We start from the raw sequence: 17,375 nt of genomic DNA, 5'->3' as shown, positions 1-17,375 counted from the left end.
ACAGGCATAAACGACAAAGGCCCCGATGAAGGGGCCTTTGTGGTTTTACATCAACGACTTATCAAGCAAACGGATGACGCAGAACGATGGTTTCGTTGCGGTCCGGGCCCGTCGAAATAATGTCGATCGGCGCGCCGATCAACTGTTCAACGCGTTTGATGTAGGCACGAGCGTTAGCCGGCAGCTCTTCCAGGGTCTTGGCACCCACGGTCGATTCGGTCCAACCCGGCACTTCTTCGTACACAGGCTGCAGGCCCACGTAGCTGTCAGCGTCGGTCGGCGCAACGGCGTTGCCCTGTGCATCTTTGTAGCCGGTGCAGATGTTGATGGTTTCCAGACCATCGAGTACGTCCAGCTTGGTCAGGCAGATGCCCGAGATGCTGTTCACATCAATAGCGCGACGCAGGATAACGGCGTCGAACCAGCCGCAACGACGGGCACGGCCGGTGGTAGCGCCGAACTCGTGACCTTGTTTGGCCAGGTGTGCACCCACTTCGTCAAACAGCTCAGTCGGGAACGGGCCCGAACCTACGCGAGTGGTGTAAGCCTTGGTGATGCCCAGGATGTAATCGAGGAACATCGGGCCAACGCCCGAACCGGTCGCCACGCCACCGGCGGTGGTGTTGGAACTGGTCACGTACGGATAGGTACCGTGGTCGATGTCGAGCAACGAACCCTGAGCGCCTTCGAACATGATGTCTTTGCCGGCGCGACGCAGGTCGTGCAGCTCGGCCGTGACGTCCAGCATCAGCGGCTTGAGCAGTTCAGCGTATTCCTTGCACTCGGCCAGCGTCTTTTCAAACTCAATGGCCGGCTCCTTGTAGTAACCGACCAGCATGAAGTTGTGGTAATCCACCAGCTCACGCAGTTTGTCTTCGAAGCGCGGCATGTTCAGCAGGTCGCCAACTCGCAGGCCACGACGTGCAACCTTGTCTTCGTATGCCGGGCCGATGCCGCGACCGGTGGTACCGATCTTCAGCTCGCCACGGGCCTTTTCACGAGCCTGGTCCAGCGCTACGTGGAAGGACAGGATCAGCGGGCAGGACGGGCTGATACGCAGGCGCTCGCGCACCGGTACGCCTTTCTCTTCCAGCTTGGTGATTTCTCGCAGCAGAGCGTCAGGCGCAACCACCACGCCGTTGCCGATCAGGCACTGCACGCCTTCGCGCAGCACGCCCGACGGGATCAGGTGCAAGACGGTTTTTTCGCCGTCGATCACCAGGGTGTGGCCAGCGTTGTGGCCACCTTGGTAGCGCACTACGGCGGCAGCATGTTCGGTCAGCAGATCAACGATCTTGCCTTTGCCCTCATCACCCCATTGGGTGCCCAGGACTACGACATTCTTACCCATAACACTTGTCCTCATTCGCGCAAACTTGGTGCCGGCGTTGGCCGGCAGGAAAACTCAAGAAGCCAGTGGCGATACTTGCCAAAGCCCGTTCTGCTGAATCAATTGCCGGTCGCAGTCCGCATCACGGGCGGCGGCCAAAGGTTGTCCAGGCAAGGCCTGAACGACACGCTGACCCTCACTGCGCAACTGGCAAACCTGCTGCCAGAGTGCCGCATCCGTACTGTCAGGCATCCAGATACCGCCAGACGGTAGCTCGATCTCAGCACGCCCCAGGGTCACCAGGGTTTTCAAATCGGTAGAGAAGCCGGTTGCCGGGCGGGCACGACCGAAGTCGGCGCCAATGTCGTCGTAACGACCGCCCTGGGCGATGGACTGGCCAACGCCCGGCACGAACACCGCGAACACCACACCCGTGTGGTAGTGGTAGCCGCGCAGCTCGCCCAGGTCGAAGTACAGCGGCAACTGCGGGAAACGCGCCGACAGACGCTCGGCGATCGCCAGCAAGTCTTCCAGTGCGGCCAGCACCGGCGCCGGCGCATTGGCCAGGCGCTCGCGGGCAGCGCTGAGGACTTCACGACCGCCACACAGATCGACCAGCGCGCGCAGCATGCCGGACAGGTCTGCCGGCAAGCCTTCGGTCAAGGTAATGACCTCGTCGATGGCCTTGCGTTGCAGCGCATCGAACAACTGCTGCTCGACTTCACCGGACAGACCGGCGGCGCGCGCCAGACCACGGTAGATGCCGACATGACCGAGGTCCATGTGCACATCCGGCACATCGGCCAGTTGCAGCATGGCCAGCATCAGGCTGATCACTTCAACGTCACTGCTCGGGCTGGCATCGCCGTACAACTCGGCGCCCAGCTGGATCGGGCTGCGCGAGGACGACAGTGCACGCGGCTGGGCATGCAGTACGCTGCCGGCGTAGCACAGGCGGCTCGGGCCTTCGCGCCGCAGGGTGTGCGCATCAATGCGCGCCACTTGCGGCGTGATGTCGGCACGGAACCCCATCTGCCGGCCCGATTGCGGGTCGATGACCTTGAAGGTACGCAGATCCAGGTCCTGGCCCGCGCCGGTCAGCAGGGATTCCAGGTACTCGATATGGGGAGTCACGACAAACTCGTAACCCCAGCTCTGGAACAGATCCAACACCTGACGACGCGCGACTTCAATGCGCGCCGCTTCCGGTGGCAGTACTTCTTCGATGCCATCTGGTAGCAGCCAGCGGTCTACCGTTGCCATTACGCCATTCCCCTTTGATCCGGGCGGCCAGCCCGAGGGCGAGCCTTGAGTGAAGCAGAAAATGACCGGCGCGTTGAAAACGCACGCGCATGAACGACGCGGCGAAAGGCCTGTTACCGGCTTCGCCCATCACTTTCCTCGAAAAACGCTCGGGCCATTCAACCCGGCACCTGCAACAAAAAACAGCAATCAAACGTGCAGACGCAAAAAAGCCGGGAATTTCCCGGCTGCCGCATCATACACACGTTTTCCCAAAGGATCACCCCGCCCGAGGTTTTAGCCGCCGGGCGGAGTGATTCAGGTCAACGTCGTATCAAGGCTTGGCCTTTTCCAGGTAACGGAAAAAGTCGCTGCTTGGGTCGAGGACCAGTACGTCGGACTTGTTCGCGAAGCTTTCACGGTAGGCGCGCAGGCTACGGTAGAAACCATAGAATTCCTGATCCTGACCGTAGGCCTTGGAGTAGATCGCAGCGGCTTGGGCATCGCCGTCACCGCGAATCTCTTCGGATTCACGATAGGCTTCCGCCAGCAGCACGCGGCGTTGACGATCGGCGTCGGCACGGATGCCTTCGGCCAGCTCGTTACCCTTGGCGCGGTGCTCGCGAGCTTCACGCTCACGCTCGGTGCTCATACGCTCGAACACACTGCGGTTTACTTCTTTCGGCAGGTCGATGGCCTTGACCCGGACATCGACAACTTCGATCCCCAGCTCCTTTTCCGCCATCCTGTTCAGCGACGCAGTGATGTCAGCCATCAGCGCATCACGCTCACCCGACACCACTTCGTGCAAGGTGCGCTTGCCGAACTGGTCACGCAGACCGGATTCCAGACGACGGGACAGACGCTCGTCGGCGATCTGCTTCAGACCGGAAGTCGCGGTGTAGAAGCGCTCGGCATCTTTCACGCGCCACTTGGCATAGGCATCGACCATCACGGCTTTCTTTTCCAGGGTCAGGAAGCGCTGCGTCGGTGCATCCAGCGTCATCAGGCGTGCGTCGAATTTACGCACCTGGTTAACGTAAGGCACTTTCACATGCAGGCCCGGCTGAACATCAGCCTGAACCACACGGCCGAACTGCAGCAGCACCGCACGCTCGGTCTGAGCGACGATGTAGAAGCAATTCCAGCCCACCAGGACTACAACGACGCCAACAATAAGGGCGATCAGCGATTTATTGCTCATCAGCGGGTCTCCCTTGTGCGCGACTGCGGCAGGTCAGTGACATGCGGCGTGACGTCCGTGTTGCTGCTGGCGGCGGCCGAACCGGTGACCGGTGCATTGCTGCCCGAACTGTTCTGAATCATTTTGTCCAACGGCAGGTAAAGCAGGTTGCTCTGGCCGTTCTTGTTGCCGGTCACGAGTACCTTGCTGGTGTTGCTGAAGACTTCCTGCATGGTGTCCAGATACAGACGCTCACGGGTGACTTCAGGGGCCTTGCGATACTCGGCGACCAGTTTGGTGAAGCGATCAGCCTCACCCTTGGCGCGCGAGACCGTTTCGTCGCGGTAACCGTTGGCATTCTCGATGATACGCTGGGCCTGACCACGGGCTTCCGGCACCACGCCGTTGGCATAGGTTTCAGCCTGGTTACGCGAACGCTGCTCGTCTTCACGGGCACGGATCACGTCGTCGAAGGCTTCCTGCACTTCACGCGGTGCCGCTGCGCTCTGTACGTTGACCTGAGTAACGGTGATACCGGTGCGATAGGTATCGAGGAAGCGTTGCAGACGCTCCTTGATTTCGCTGGCCATCAATTCACGACCTTCGGTCAGCACCTGATCCATGGCGGTGGAACCCACCACGTGGCGCAGGGCACTGTCGGTCGCATGCTGGAGGCTGATTTCCGGCTGATCGACGTTCAGCACGAAATCCTGCAGGTTGCTGATCTTGTACTGCACGGTCAGCGGCACTTCGACGATGTTCTCGTCTTCGGTCAGCATCTGGCCCTGCTTGGTGTACGCACGCTCACGCGTGACGTTTTCCATATACTTCTTGTCGATCGGCGGGAAGTAAATGTTCAGGCCCGGGCCGACCGTCTCGTAGTACTTGCCGAAGCGCAGCACCACGGCTTGCTCCTGCTCGTCCACCACATAGACCGCGCTGTACAGCCAGACAGCCGCCAGCACCACGAGGCCGATGCCGAGCAGACCGCCGAAGCCGCCACCGCTCCTGCCCGAACCACCGCCGTCATCACCACCGCGTTTCTTACCACCACCGAACAACCCGTTCAGGCTTTCCTGCAGCTTTCGGAAGGCCTCGTCGAGATCCGGTGGCCCCTTGCGGTCGCCGTTATTGCGGCGCTTGCCACCCCAAGGATCCTGATTATTCGAGTTGCCACCCGGCTCATTCCAAGCCATAGCGCTCTCCATCTGATAAAGCAAAGACGCACCCACGGCGCGCCAACCAATGCTACAGAATGCCTGCCGTTGCGGCACAACCGCTTTGTCAGGCTTTTATTGCAAAGTGTGTTGCTCGATGAATTCCATCGGCTGCAATCCTTCGCGGCTTACCAGTCGATTCAGCTCGACCCGGGGCAAACGAACGGCCAGCAAACTGATGCCTTCTTCGTCGTGTTCTTCTTTCTGCACCGCACCGATCTCGAAAAACTGCGCACGCAGTCGAGCGAATCGTTGCGGCAAACGCAAGGTACCCACGAACAAATCACTGCCCAGCAACTCGGCGATGGCTTGCTCGAGCAGCTCCAGACCCGTGCCATCACGCGCCGACAGCCAGACCCGTTGCGGCTTGCCATCGGCATCGCGCTGGATTTGTGGCTCAACGCCTTCAAGCAAATCGAGTTTGTTGTATACCTCGAGGATCGGCAAGTCCTGGGCCCCAATCTCGCCCAGCACCACCATCACCTGCTCGATCTGCAACATGCGATCCGGTTCGGCGGCATCAATCACGTGCAACAGCAGGTCGGAGTTGCTCGACTCTTCGAGCGTAGACCGAAATGCCTCGACCAGCTTGTGCGGCAAGTGACGAATGAAACCTACGGTGTCGGCCAGAACGATCGGCCCAAGGTCGTCCAGTTCCAGACGGCGCAAGGTCGGGTCCAGCGTGGCGAACAACTGGTCAGCCGCGTACACCTCGGACTTGGTCACGTTATTGAACAGCGTGGACTTGCCGGCGTTGGTGTAGCCCACCAGGGACACAGTGGGAATATCCGCACGGGACCGGCCGCGTCGCGATTGCTCACGCTGGCTGCGGACTTTCTCCAGACGGCCCTTGATCTGGCGCAGGCGCACCCGCAGCAGACGGCGGTCGGTTTCCAGTTGGGTTTCACCCGGGCCGCGCATGCCGATACCGCCACCCTGACGCTCAAGGTGAGTCCAGCCGCGAACCAGTCGGGTGCTCATGTGGTCAAGCTGGGCCAGTTCGACCTGGAGCTTGCCTTCATGGGTCCGGGCGCGCTGGGCGAAAATATCGAGAATCAGACCGGTACGGTCAATCACGCGACACTCGAAAACACGTTCGAGGTTACGTTCCTGACTGGGCGTGAGGATGTGATTGAAAATCACCAGATCGGCCTTCTCGGCATGGACCAGGTCTCGCAACTCCTCGACCTTGCCACTGCCAATCAGGTATTTGGCGGTTGGCCGATGACGCGGTACGTTAAAAAACGCAACGGTCTCGGCGCCCGCCGAATTAGCCAGTTCCTGAAACTCCTGCGGATCTTCGCGCGCCTCAGGGTCCTGTCCATCCAAGTGAACGAGAATGACTCGCTCACCACCACCGTGGCGCTCAAAGAACAAAGGAGACTCCTATCAGGCGTTACCTGGCTCAGCGTCACCTGCTTCGGATTCGGTTGCGCTAGGCAGACGAATTGGACGAACCGGCACTACTGTCGAGATAGCGTGTTTGTAAACCATCTGGCTCACGGTGTTTTTCAGCAGGATCACGAACTGGTCGAACGACTCGATCGTGCCTTGCAGCTTGATACCGTTGACCAGGTAGATGGAAACCCCAACTTTCTCTTTACGTAAAGTATTCAAGTAAGGGTCTTGTAGCGAATGCCCTTTTGACATGTGCCGCACTCCTTTAAGGATTCAATAATAAAAATAGGTAATTCAGATGGCTTTGGCCGCCACACCCCCAAGGATAGACGGCAATTGCAAGGACTCAGCTCAATATGGAGATGGTCCCGAGGTATTTCAAGGCGCGTGGCAGATTGTCGCAATCAAGACTGTCCAGCCAGTGTAAATCTTCCCAGCTGCGCAGCCAGGTGAACTGGCGTTTGGCCAATTGGCGCGTGGCGATGATGCCGCGCTCCTGCATTTCGGCCAACGTCAGCTTGCCATCCAGGTAATCCCAGACTTGGCGGTAACCTACTGCACGTATAGACGGCAACCCTGAATGCAGGTCACTTCTTTTACGCAGGGCTACGACCTCGTCGATGAATCCCTGTTCCAACATATTTGTGAATCTTTGTTTAATGCGCTCGTGCAATACCTGACGGTTTGCCGGAGCAATCGCCAAGTTCGCGACAGTATAGGGCAATTGTTGCAGTCCCGAAGCGGCGGCTTCAGTACTTTGCGCAGATTGTTGCTGACGCAGGGCAGTCATGCTCTGACCGCTGACCCGATAAACTTCCAGTGCCCGACTCAAGCGCTGCGGATCGTTCGGATGAATCCGCGCTGCCGAGACCGGGTCGATGACCGCCAACTGATCGTGCAGGGCCTGCCAGCCAAGGCGTGCAGCCTCTTCCTCGATCTGCGCACGAACCCCGGGATCGGCCGCCGGCATGTCCGCCAGACCTTCGACCAAAGCCTTGTAATAGAGCATCGTGCCGCCCACCAGCAGCGGAATTTTCCCCCGTGCGGTGATCTCGGCCATCGCTTGCAGGGCATCGCGACGAAAATCGGCAGCGGAATAGGCTTCACTCGGATCGAGAATGTCGATCAAGCGATGGGGAAATTCGGCCAGCAGCTCTTTCGACGGCTTGGCGGTGCCGATGTCCATGCCACGATAGACCAGCGCCGAATCGACACTGATCAGCTCGCACGGCAGCACCTTGGTCAGTTCGATGGCCAGGTCGGTCTTGCCCGCAGCGGTCGGGCCCATCAGGAAAATCGCTGGAGGGAGCTGGCTCATCAACGACCGCGCAGGAACAGTTTGTCCAGATCGTCCAGGCCCAGTTGGGTCCAGGTCGGTCGGCCATGGTTGCATTGACCGCTGCGCTCGGTGTTTTCCATGTCGCGCAGCAGGCCGTTCATTTCAGGCAGGGCCAGACGCCGGTTGGCGCGGATCGCGCCGTGGCAGGCCATGGTGCCGAGCAGTTCGTTGAGGTGCGCCTGAATCCGGTCGCTGGTGCCGTACTCCATCAAATCCGACAGCACGTCGCCGACCAGGCGGTTGGCTTCAGCCTGTTTGAGCAACGCGGGGATCTGGCGGATGGCCAATGTTTCCGGGCCAAGACGCTGTAGCTCGAAACCGAGGCGCTGGAACCACGCGGCGTGCTCTTCAGCGCAATCGGCCTCACGCTGACTCACCGCCAGCGATTCCGGCACCAGCAACGGCTGGCCGCTGAGGCCTTCGCTGGCCATGGCAATTTTCAGGCGTTCGTACATGATCCGCTCGTGGGCGGCATGCATGTCCACCAGCACCAGACCCTGGGCGTTCTCGGACAGGATGTAGATGCCTTTGAGCTGCGCCAGCGCGTAACCCAGTGGCGGAGTGTCCTCCTGACCGGCCGGCAGCGCGTTGGCATTGGCCTCGGGCAGCGGCGCGAAAAACTCACGGTACGCGGCTTGAGCTTCGGCGGCTGGCGGCACCGCCGATTGCGGCCGCGGCGTGTACTGATACTGATAAGCGCCGCCAGCACTGGCGCCAGACGAGGTATTGAACGCCGGTTGCGCCTGTGGCTGCTCGAGCAGCGCATTGGCCGCCAGACGCATTTCACCCTGCGGACCGAACTCGCCAGCCTCGATACCGGTTGGCCGCACGACAGCGGTCGTCACGGAACCGGCCAACTGATCCTCGGGGCGCACATCGCCCAGTGCGCGGTGCAGCGTGCCGTAAAGGAAGTCATGCACCATGCGCCCGTCACGGAAGCGCACTTCGTGCTTGGTCGGGTGGACGTTGACGTCGACCGCGGCCGGATCAACCTCGAAAAACAGCGCGAAGGTCGGATGCCGGCCGTTGAACAGCACGTCGCGATAGGCCTGGCGCACCGCGTGGGCCACCAGTTTGTCGCGTACCGCGCGGCCATTCACAAAGAAATACTGCAAATCCGCCTGGCTGCGGTTGAACGTCGGCAAACCGACCCAGCCCCACAAGTGCAGGCCATTGCGTTCAATTTCGATCGGCAAGGCCTGCTCAAGGAAGCCCGAACCGCAGATCGCCGCCACGCGCCGGGCGCGGGCCGCATCATCGTGAGCCTCGTGCAGACTGAGGATGGTCTTGCCGTTGTGGCGCAGGTGGAAGGCCACGTCGAAACGCGCCAGCGCCAGACGCTTGATCACTTCTTGCAGGTGATCGAATTCGGTTTTTTCGGTCTTGAGGAATTTGCGCCGCGCCGGGGTGTTGAAGAACAGATCGCGCACCTCCACCGACGTACCGACCGGATGTGCCGCGGGCTGAACGCGAGGCGCCATGTCGCGACCCTCAGTCTCGACCTGCCACGCCTGGTCGGCATCGCGAGTGCGCGAGGTCAGGGTCAGGCGCGCCACAGAGCTGATCGACGCCAGGGCCTCACCGCGAAACCCCAGGCTCATCACCTGCTCGAGGTCTTCGAGGTTGCGGATCTTACTGGTGGCGTGACGGGCCAGCGCCAGCGGCAGGTCATCGGCAGAAATGCCGCTGCCGTCGTCGCGCACCCGCAGCAGCTTGACGCCACCCTGCTCGACGTCGACGTCGATGCGTTTGGCACCGGAATCGAGGCTGTTTTCCAGCAGTTCCTTGATCACCGAGGCCGGGCGCTCGACCACCTCACCGGCGGCGATCTGGTTCGCCAGCCGTGGGCTGAGCAGTTCGATGCGGGCAGTGTTCAGCACCTGGCTCATTCTTTGGACGCCAGTTCGGTGCCAGGAATGGTCAGGTGCTGACCGACTTTCAGCTCGTCGCTGCTGAGGTTGTTGGCGCTGCGCAGGGTCGCGGGCGACACCTGGTAACGCACCGCAATCATCGCCAGCGTCTCGCCCGGACTCACGCGGTGATCGCGCGGGCCTTGGGCGATCTTGCCGGAGTCACGCAGCCAGGCAATGTAAGTGCCCGGTGGCGGGTTTTGCTGGAAGAACTGGCGTACACCGCTGCTGATCGAACGGGCCAGCGCCTGCTGGTGGCTCGATGCCGAGAGTTTGTTCGCTTCGTTGGCGTTGGAGATGAAGCCGGTTTCGACCAGGATCGACGGGATGTCCGGCGACTTCAGCACCATGAACCCGGCCTGTTCCACACGCTGCTTGTGCAGCGGCGTCACCCGGCCGATGTTGGTCAGGACTTTCTGACCGACGTTGAGACTGGAAGTCAGCGACGCGGTCATCGACAAGTCGAGCAGCACACCGGCGAGCATGCGGTCCTTGTCGTCGAGGCTGACGTTGCCGGCGCCGCCGATCAGGTCGGAACGGTTTTCGCTGTCGGCCAGCCAGCGGGCGGTCTCCGACGTGGCACCGCGATCGGACAAGGCAAACACCGACGCACCGAAGGCGGCCGCCGACGGCGCGGCGTCAGCGTGGATCGAGACGAACAGGTCAGCACCCTTCTTGCGCGCGATTTCAGTACGGCCACGCAGCGGGATGAAGTAGTCGCCAGTACGGGTCAATTCGGCGCGGAAGCCTTTCATGCCGTTGACCTGACGCTGCAGTTCGCGAGCGATCTGCAGCACCACGTCTTTCTCACGCTGGCCGCGCGAGCCGGACGCCCCCGGGTCTTCGCCGCCGTGGCCGGCGTCGATCACCACGATGATGTCGCGTTTGCCGGCCGGCGCTGGCGGTAACTTGATGGCAGGTTCCGCAGGCGTGACCGGCACCGCAGGCACCGTCGCCACTTGCGGCGCTGGCGCAGGCGGCGGAGCGGCATCGGCCGGGTTGTCGAACAGGTCGACCACCAGACGGTTGCCGTATTGCGCATTCGGCGCCAGCGAGAAGCTTTTCGGGGTGACGGCTTTTTTCAGGTCGATGACCACCCGCAGGTCGGTCGGCGTGCGCTGGGCCGAGCGCATCGCAGTGATCGGTGTGTTCGCAGTGGAGACTTTCAACGGCGCGCCGAGGGTGGCGCCGTTAATGTCGATCACCAGCCGGTCCGGTGCGGTCAGGGTAAAGACGCTGTGCTGCACCGGGCCGCTGAGGTCGAAGACCAGCCGCGTGTTGTCCGGCGCCCGCCACAGGCGCACGCTGTTGACCTTTGTCTCGGCCACAGCGTTGACGGTTACTGCCATCAACATCAGTCCAGCGGCAGCCACCAACGCGCGAAAGCGCATACCTAACCCCATCATTTAATTGGATTCCAATGCCAAAGCGGCACACCAGGCCTCGCCACGCGAGCCTTGGGATAAAATTTTCAGCGAACGCCCGCTGTCTTGCGGGCTAATGGTAATGGTCAGGTCAGGCTTTGGCAAAAAGCCTGCACCTTTATCGGGCCACTCGATCAGGCACAGCGCATCGTCTTCGAAATAGTCGCGGATGCCGAGAAACTCCAGCTCCTCCGGATCGACCAGGCGATACAGGTCGAAGTGGAAGGCACGGACGTCGCCGATCTCGTAGGGTTCGACCAGGGTAAAGGTCGGACTTTTCACCGCCCCGACATGCCCCAGGCCACGAATGATGCCCCGCGACAGGGTGGTTTTGCCCATGCCCAGATTGCCTTCGAGAAAAATCAGGCCGTGGCCCTGGGTCACGCGGGCGATCCGTGCGCCAAAGTCGCTCATGGCCTGTTCATCGGCCAGGTACAGGGTTACTTCAGACACGGTGCATGCTCCTCCAACAACTGACGAATGGCTGGAATCAAATCACTGGCCGCCAGCCCACGGCCCAATTTTCCTTGCTGCATGCCGGCATTGGCGTGCAGCCAGACGGCCAGGCACGCCGCATCGAAACCGTCCATGCCTTGCGCCAGCAGCGCACCGGTCAACCCCGCGAGCACATCGCCGAGGCCGGCGCTGGCCATGGCCGGATGGCCCTGATGACACAGCGCCAGACGCCCGTCGGGATGGGCGATCAAACTGCCGGCGCCTTTGAGGACGACGACGGCTGAGTATTTCTTGCTCAGCGTCCGCGCCGCCGCCAGACGATCGGCCTGCACATCGGCGGTACTGATCCCCAACAAACGCGCGGCCTCACCCGGATGCGGGGTGATCACGCAATCCTTGGGCAGACGGACAAACCCGCCGGCGAGCAGATTCAATGCATCGGCGTCCCATACTTGCGGCAACGGCGCATTCGCTGCGGCCGACAACAACGCCCGCCCCCAACTCGCCTGCCCCAGCCCCGGCCCGACCACCAGCACCGAAACTTTCTCGAGCAAGCCCATCAACTGATTGGCCGATGAAGCGCCCAAAGCCATGGCCTCCGGCACACGGGTCAGCGCCGCCGGGACATGCTCCGGACGCGTCGCCAACGAGACCATGCCTGCGCCACTGCGCAAGGCGGTTTCGGTACTGAGCAGGATCGCCCCGCCAAAGCCATGATCGCCACCGATCAGCAACACATGACCGAAGCGACCCTTGTGGGAGGTTGGAGCGCGTGCCGGCAACCGCGGCAGATTAGTCGCGTTGAGCCGGCAAGCCGCGACCGGAATGTCACGGTAGGTTTCAGGTGTAGCCTGCAGACCGCTGAACACCAGCTCGCCGACACAATCTGCCGCGTCACCGGTGAACAATCCCGGCTTCAGACCAATGAACGTCACTGTAAGGTCAGCACGCACAGCAAGACCTAGCTCTCGCCCGTTATCGGCACACAACCCGGAAGGAATATCGACCGCCACCACTGGCAGGCCGCAGGCGTTGATCGCGGCAATCGCGGCGGCATAGGGCTCACGCACCTCGCCACTCAAACCGGTACCGAGCAGCGCATCGAGGACCACGCCGCGCAACTCGGCCGGGGCACTCCAGCCCTGCACCGCAACACCTTCGGCCAGTGCCTCGGCATGGGCCAGCGCTGCGTCGCCTTGCAACCGCTGCGGCTCACCGACCGCCAGCACCCGTACCGCCCAACCGGCCCGCTGCGCCAGCACGGCCAGTAAATAGCCGTCGCCAGCATTGTTGCCACGCCCGGCCAGCACGGTCAGTTCCGTGGCTGAGGGCCAGCGCCGCACCAGTGCACGCCAGCACGCATACGCAGCGCGCTGCATCAATTCGAAGCCCGGCGTGCCGGCAGCGATCAGCCGCGCGTCGAGCTCGCGCACCTGGGCGGCGGCGTACAGCGCGTCGGGTAATTCATCTTTCGTGTGCGGCATGCGTCTTCGGGCTCCGATGTCTGGCAGAATTATACGCACCTCAGCTCCGGTTTCTCTCGCCTCATGTCCGCCATCCCCACAGATCTGCCCGCCCTCGCCCAATCGATCAAGGATTGGGGCCGCGAGCTGGGCTTCCAGCAAGTCGGCATCAGCGGCCTGGACCTCGCCGAGCATGAGCAGCACCTGCAACGCTGGCTGGCAGCCGGCTACCACGGCGAAATGGATTACATGGGGGCACATGGCAGTAAACGCTCACACCCCGAGGAACTCGTCCCGGGCACTTTGCGCGTGGTTTCGCTGCGCATGGACTACCTGCCCGGCGACACGCAAATGGCGCAAATGCTGGCGCAACCGGAGAAAGCTTACGTGTCGCGCTATGCCTTGGGCCGCGATTACCACAAATTGATCCGTAAACGCGTGCAACAATTGGCCGACAAGATCCAGTCCGAGATCGGCCCGTTCGGTTTTCGTGCGTTCGTCGACAGCGCGCCGGTATTGGAAAAAGCCATCGCCGAGCAGGCCGGGCTAGGCTGGATCGGCAAAAACACGCTGGTATTGAACCGTAAGGCTGGCAGTTACTTTTTCTTGAGCGAACTGTTCGTCGATCTACCGCTGCCGGTGGACGAACCCCACAGCACCGAACATTGCGGTCGCTGCACGGCGTGCCTGGACATCTGCCCGACCAACGCTTTCGTCGGCCCCTATGTGCTGGACGCCCGGCGCTGCATCTCTTACCTGACCATCGAACTGAAAAACGCCATCCCCGAAGACCTGCGGCCGTTGATCGGCAACCGCGTGTTCGGCTGCGACGACTGCCAGATCGTCTGCCCGTGGAATCGTTTCGCCCGGCCGTCCGGGGAAAGCGACTTCAAGCCACGGCACAATCTGGACAACGCCGAACTGGCCGAGCTGTTTCTGTGGGACGAGGACAAATTCCTCAGCAGCACCGAAGGCTCGCCGCTGCGCCGCGCCGGTTACGAACGCTGGTTGCGTAATCTGGCCGTGGGCCTGGGCAATGCACCGTCGAGCATTCCGGTGCTGGAAGCCTTGAAGGCGCGCCGCGACTACCCATCCGATCTAGTCCGCGAACACGTCGAGTGGGCACTGAAACAGCACGGCCTCGCGTAATCACACAATGTTGGAGCGGCCGAAGGCTGCGATCTTGTGACTTTGATTTTTACCAGACAAGAGCAAAAGCTCGCAGCCTGCGGCAGTTCCTACAGGGAATCGCGTCAGGGCTGATCGTTATAAACGAACTTGGGCATTTCCCAGTGGAAACGGATCGCCAGCAGTCGTAGCAGGAAACCGCCGAACAAGGTAATCAGGATCGCCTGCTCGCCCGGCACATTCAGGTACAGACAGAGCATGTAGCACCACGCCGCCGCGAACGAGACGCTGGCGTACAGCTCGCGACGGAAGATCAGTGGGATGTCGTTGCAGAAGATGTCGCGCAGGATGCCGCCGAAGACCCCGGTGATCACGCCGCTGACCGAAGCCACCAGCATGCCGTGGCCCATTTCCAGAGCGGTCATGCAGCCGATCAGGGTGAACGCCACCAGGCCCACCGCATCGAGCACCAGAAACAACGAACGCAGATGACGCATCCAGCGGGCGGTGAACACGGTGAGCATCGCTGCCGCCGAGGTCAACACCAGGTATTCCGGGTGTTTGACCCAGGTCAGCGGGTAGTGCCCGAGCAGCACGTCGCGCACCGAGCCGCCACCCAGCGCCGTGACACAGGCGATCAGCACCACACCGAACCAGTCCATGCCGCGCCGTCCGGCAGACAGCGCGCCAGTCATGGCTTCAGCAGTAATGGCAATCAGATAGAGCATCAGCAACATGGCGGCGGTCCAGGCAGGAAGGCGCGCAGTCTAGCCATTTCGGTGCCGCACCAGAAGGGGGCGATGCCATTCCAGATTACTCGGTGAACGCGATACCTGTGGCGAGGGGATTTATCCCCGTTCGGCTGCGCAGCAGTCGCAAAACCTGCACACGCGGTCTCTCCGTTTTAATGCACGGGGATCGCTTCGCAATCCAACGGGGATAAATCCCCTCGCCACAAAAGCCATCACCCACCGAATCCGAAGTCAGAACTTGATGAAGTGCTTGCGGTAGTGCTGCAGCTCGGCGATCGACTCGCGGATGTCGTCCAGCGCCAAGTGGGTGCTGCCCTTCTTGAAACTGTCGCGGACATCCGGCGCCCAGCGTGCGGCCAGCTCTTTGAGCGTGGAGACATCGAGGTTGCGGTAGTGGAAGTAGCTTTCCAGCGCTTTCATGTGGGTATAAAGGAAGCGCCGGTCCTGGCAGATGCTGTTGCCGCAGATCGGCGACTTGCCCTTCGGCACCCACTTCTCCAGGAACGCGATGGTTTCGGCCTCGGCTTCGGCCATGCTGATGCGGCTGTCGCGCACCCGCTGGGTCAGGCCGGAGTTGCCGTGGGTGCGGGTGTTCCACTCGTCCATGCGGGCGAGCACTTCGTCGCTGTGGTGAATGGCGATCACCGGGCCTTCGGCCAGGGTATTGAGGTCACTGTCGGTGACGATGGTGGCCATTTCGATAATGACGTCGTTTTCCGGATCCAGACCGGTCATTTCCAGGTCGATCCAGATCAGGTTCTGCGGGTTTTGCATATTCGGGCTCCTAGGCAATGCTGCGCAGTTTAGCCTAGGCCAGTGCCCGGGCGTGCTAAACTCGCGGCCGTTTTACCTAATCGCTGCATTCTTCAGACGGAACACCCATGGCCAAACGCCAACTCAATCGTCGTCAAAACTGGCGCATCGAAAAGATTCAGGGCGAGCGCGCCGCCCGCGCCGCCAAACGCGAGTCCTCGGCGGTCGAAGCCCTTGAGGGCGGCGACCTTGGCCCGGAACAAACAGGCCTGGTAATCGCCCACTTCGGTGTGCAGGTCGAGGTCGAAGCTGTTGACGGTGATCAGGCCGGTCAGGTGTTCCGCTGCCACTTGCGCGCCAACCTGCCCGCGCTGGTAACCGGCGACACAGTCGTCTGGCGTGCCGGCAACCAGGGCATCGGGGTGATCGTCGCGCAACTGCCGCGCACCACCGAACTGTGCCGTCCGGACAGCCGTGGCCAGCTCAAGCCAGTAGCCGCGAACGTCGACATGATTGTCATCGTCTTCGCGCCGCTGCCCGAGCCGCATGCCAACCTGATCGACCGCTATCTGGTCGCAGCCGAACACGCCGGCATCCGCCCGTTGCTGCTGCTGAACAAATTCGACCTGATCGACGAGCAGAACGCCCCGGCACTCAATGCCCTGCTGGCGGTGTACCGCACGCTGGGTTATCCGGTGCTGGAAGTCTCGGCGCATCACGGCAACGGCATGGAACAGCTGCAACAGCAGCTCGACGGCCGCATCAGCGTGTTCGTCGGCCAGTCCGGTGTCGGCAAGTCGTCGCTGGTCAACAGCCTGCTGCCGGAAGTCGAAACCCGCGTCGGGCCGTTGTCCGAGCTGTCCGGCCAGGGCACGCATACGACAACCACCGCGCGCCTGTTCCACTTCCCCGGTGGCGGTGAGCTGATCGACTCCCCGGGCATCCGTGAATTCGGCCTGGGCCACGTCAGCCGCGCCGACGTCGAAGCCGGTTTCATCGAGTTCAACGACCTGCTCGGCACCTGCCGCTTCCGCGACTGCAAGCACGACCGTGAACCGGGTTGTGCACTGCTCAAGGCCCTGGAAGACGGCCGCGTGCAGCAGCAGCGGATGAACAGCTACCGCTCGATCATCGCCAGCCTGCCGGAAAACGGCTACTAAACACCTGCACCGGCAGCACCTCGCCCGAGGGCTGCCGGATGTCGGACCGCGCCTGACAAATCCCCGATTTCGTTAAACGTCAGACTTTTCTGACAGGCCCGCGCATGCCCGCCTGCAGGACATTTCTCTTTCACCGCCCAGCCCTTGTAGGCAAGCTCCAGATGCCTAGATTGGGGTCCTCCTTCGCACCTTTGCGACCTTCGAGGAACCCTATGCAGACCTATCACCTGTTCATCAGCCATTCGTGGAACTACGCCCACGCTCACGACAATCTGGTACGCCTGCTCGGCGCCAAGCCGGATTTCAGTTTCAAGAATTTTTCCGTGCCGCCACATAACCCGATCATGGGTGCGCAGACTGACAAGCAGCTCGAAGAAGCCATCGAAAACAAGATTCGCCCTTGCTCGGCGGTGCTGATCATGGCCGGGATGTATTCGACCTACAGCAAGTGGATCAACAAGGAAATCGAGATCGCCAAACGCATGGGCAAGGTGATCATCGCGATCAAGCCATTCGGCGCCGAGCGCATTTCCACCGTGGTGCGTGAAGCGGCGCACGCCGAATGCGCGTGGAACACCAACAGCATCGTCAGTGCGATTCGCCTGCACACGGCGGTGTAA

At 61.6% G+C, this 17,375-nt stretch carries 16 protein-coding genes; 3 read left to right on the top strand and 13 right to left on the bottom strand.

Going from position 1 to position 17,375, the window contains the following annotated elements:
• Window positions 1-61: 61 nt before the first annotated feature.
• The 11 genes from HV782_RS03620 to HV782_RS03570 form a co-directional block, all read right to left on the bottom strand.
• On the bottom strand, window positions 62-1,351 hold the full coding sequence (locus HV782_RS03620) for an adenylosuccinate synthase (protein WP_123470917.1): 1,290 nt from the start codon (window positions 1,349-1,351) through the stop codon (window positions 62-64).
• A 54-nt stretch (window positions 1,352-1,405) separates the two neighbouring features.
• Window positions 1,406-2,593 carry an ATP phosphoribosyltransferase regulatory subunit gene (locus tag HV782_RS03615; RefSeq protein WP_123470915.1) on the bottom strand — a complete coding sequence of 396 codons (1,188 nt, stop codon included), beginning with the start codon at window positions 2,591-2,593 and terminating at the stop codon, window positions 1,406-1,408.
• 313 nt (window positions 2,594-2,906) lie between these two features.
• On the bottom strand, window positions 2,907-3,776 hold the full coding sequence (gene hflC, locus HV782_RS03610; RefSeq protein ID WP_123470914.1) for a protease modulator HflC: 870 nt from the start codon (window positions 3,774-3,776) through the stop codon (window positions 2,907-2,909).
• Entirely contained in the window at window positions 3,776-4,951 is a 1,176-nt protein-coding gene (hflK, locus tag HV782_RS03605; RefSeq protein WP_123470912.1) for an FtsH protease activity modulator HflK, read from the bottom strand. Before hflK ends, hflC begins: the two co-directional genes overlap by 1 nt.
• Before the next feature lie 96 nt (window positions 4,952-5,047).
• Window positions 5,048-6,349 carry a ribosome rescue GTPase HflX gene (gene hflX / locus HV782_RS03600; protein WP_123470910.1) on the bottom strand — a complete coding sequence of 434 codons (1,302 nt, stop codon included), beginning with the start codon at window positions 6,347-6,349 and terminating at the stop codon, window positions 5,048-5,050.
• A gap of 12 nt (window positions 6,350-6,361) precedes the next feature.
• Entirely contained in the window at window positions 6,362-6,622 is a 261-nt protein-coding gene (gene hfq, locus HV782_RS03595) for an RNA chaperone Hfq (protein ID WP_007902656.1), read from the bottom strand.
• A gap of 94 nt (window positions 6,623-6,716) precedes the next feature.
• Window positions 6,717-7,688 (bottom strand): tRNA (adenosine(37)-N6)-dimethylallyltransferase MiaA, encoded by a 972-nt coding sequence (miaA, locus tag HV782_RS03590; RefSeq protein WP_186748569.1) that lies wholly within the window; start codon window positions 7,686-7,688, stop codon window positions 6,717-6,719.
• On the bottom strand, window positions 7,688-9,598 hold the full coding sequence (gene mutL / locus HV782_RS03585) for a DNA mismatch repair endonuclease MutL (RefSeq protein ID WP_186748570.1): 1,911 nt from the start codon (window positions 9,596-9,598) through the stop codon (window positions 7,688-7,690). The genes miaA and mutL overlap by 1 nt, the downstream gene beginning before the upstream one ends.
• Complete coding sequence (locus HV782_RS03580) at window positions 9,595-11,025, bottom strand: N-acetylmuramoyl-L-alanine amidase (RefSeq protein ID WP_123470904.1); 1,431 nt, start codon at window positions 11,023-11,025, stop codon at window positions 9,595-9,597. The genes mutL and HV782_RS03580 overlap by 4 nt, the downstream gene beginning before the upstream one ends.
• On the bottom strand, window positions 11,026-11,496 hold the full coding sequence (tsaE, locus tag HV782_RS03575; RefSeq protein WP_007967425.1) for a tRNA (adenosine(37)-N6)-threonylcarbamoyltransferase complex ATPase subunit type 1 TsaE: 471 nt from the start codon (window positions 11,494-11,496) through the stop codon (window positions 11,026-11,028). It lies immediately after the preceding gene.
• Window positions 11,484-12,983 (bottom strand): NAD(P)H-hydrate dehydratase, encoded by a 1,500-nt coding sequence (locus HV782_RS03570; RefSeq protein ID WP_186748571.1) that lies wholly within the window; start codon window positions 12,981-12,983, stop codon window positions 11,484-11,486. The genes tsaE and HV782_RS03570 overlap by 13 nt, the downstream gene beginning before the upstream one ends.
• 63 nt (window positions 12,984-13,046) lie before the next feature.
• Here HV782_RS03570 and queG point away from each other — a divergent pair, with 63 nt between their 5' ends.
• Complete coding sequence (gene queG, locus HV782_RS03565) at window positions 13,047-14,111, top strand: tRNA epoxyqueuosine(34) reductase QueG (protein ID WP_123470900.1); 1,065 nt, start codon at window positions 13,047-13,049, stop codon at window positions 14,109-14,111.
• 104 nt (window positions 14,112-14,215) lie between these two features.
• Here the strand turns inward: queG and HV782_RS03560 are convergent, their stop codons facing one another.
• On the bottom strand, window positions 14,216-14,827 hold the full coding sequence (locus HV782_RS03560) for a trimeric intracellular cation channel family protein (protein WP_123470899.1): 612 nt from the start codon (window positions 14,825-14,827) through the stop codon (window positions 14,216-14,218).
• 246 nt (window positions 14,828-15,073) lie between these two features.
• Complete coding sequence (gene orn, locus HV782_RS03555) at window positions 15,074-15,616, bottom strand: oligoribonuclease (RefSeq protein ID WP_003221098.1); 543 nt, start codon at window positions 15,614-15,616, stop codon at window positions 15,074-15,076.
• Window positions 15,617-15,723: 107 nt separating this feature from the next.
• Here orn and rsgA point away from each other — a divergent pair, with 107 nt between their 5' ends.
• Both rsgA and HV782_RS03545 read left to right on the top strand, forming a co-directional pair.
• A complete protein-coding gene (rsgA, locus tag HV782_RS03550; protein ID WP_016985702.1) occupies window positions 15,724-16,755 on the top strand; it encodes a small ribosomal subunit biogenesis GTPase RsgA in 1,032 nt (343 codons plus the stop codon).
• Between the two features lie 212 nt (window positions 16,756-16,967).
• Window positions 16,968-17,375, top strand: coding sequence for a TIR domain-containing protein (locus tag HV782_RS03545; protein WP_123470896.1), 408 nt, complete (start codon window positions 16,968-16,970; stop codon window positions 17,373-17,375).

This window comes from Pseudomonas monsensis (assembly GCF_014268495.2).
GTDB classification, from domain to species: domain Bacteria; phylum Pseudomonadota; class Gammaproteobacteria; order Pseudomonadales; family Pseudomonadaceae; genus Aquipseudomonas; species Aquipseudomonas monsensis.
This window is presented reverse-complemented; position numbering and strand designations above follow the sequence as displayed.

What these genes read in the sequence shown, in the direction of transcription:
- hflC (WP_123470914.1), bottom strand. Translation starts at nt 3,776, where the DNA reads ATGAGCAATAAATCGCTGATCGCCCTTATTGTTGGCGTCGTTGTAGTC.
- HV782_RS03560 (WP_123470899.1), bottom strand. Translation starts at nt 14,827, where the DNA reads ATGTTGCTGATGCTCTATCTGATTGCCATTACTGCTGAAGCCATGACT.
- HV782_RS03545 (WP_123470896.1), top strand. Translation starts at nt 16,968, where the DNA reads ATGCAGACCTATCACCTGTTCATCAGCCATTCGTGGAACTACGCCCAC.
- hflK (WP_123470912.1), bottom strand. Translation starts at nt 4,951, where the DNA reads ATGGCTTGGAATGAGCCGGGTGGCAACTCGAATAATCAGGATCCTTGG.
- HV782_RS03580 (WP_123470904.1), bottom strand. Translation starts at nt 11,025, where the DNA reads ATGATGGGGTTAGGTATGCGCTTTCGCGCGTTGGTGGCTGCCGCTGGA.
- HV782_RS03615 (WP_123470915.1), bottom strand. Translation starts at nt 2,593, where the DNA reads ATGGCAACGGTAGACCGCTGGCTGCTACCAGATGGCATCGAAGAAGTA.
- HV782_RS03570 (WP_186748571.1), bottom strand. Translation starts at nt 12,983, where the DNA reads ATGCCGCACACGAAAGATGAATTACCCGACGCGCTGTACGCCGCCGCC.
- queG (WP_123470900.1), top strand. Translation starts at nt 13,047, where the DNA reads ATGTCCGCCATCCCCACAGATCTGCCCGCCCTCGCCCAATCGATCAAG.
- HV782_RS03620 (WP_123470917.1), bottom strand. Translation starts at nt 1,351, where the DNA reads ATGGGTAAGAATGTCGTAGTCCTGGGCACCCAATGGGGTGATGAGGGC.
- mutL (WP_186748570.1), bottom strand. Translation starts at nt 9,598, where the DNA reads ATGAGCCAGGTGCTGAACACTGCCCGCATCGAACTGCTCAGCCCACGG.
- miaA (WP_186748569.1), bottom strand. Translation starts at nt 7,688, where the DNA reads ATGAGCCAGCTCCCTCCAGCGATTTTCCTGATGGGCCCGACCGCTGCG.
- orn (WP_003221098.1), bottom strand. Translation starts at nt 15,616, where the DNA reads ATGCAAAACCCGCAGAACCTGATCTGGATCGACCTGGAAATGACCGGT.
- hfq (WP_007902656.1), bottom strand. Translation starts at nt 6,622, where the DNA reads ATGTCAAAAGGGCATTCGCTACAAGACCCTTACTTGAATACTTTACGT.
- rsgA (WP_016985702.1), top strand. Translation starts at nt 15,724, where the DNA reads ATGGCCAAACGCCAACTCAATCGTCGTCAAAACTGGCGCATCGAAAAG.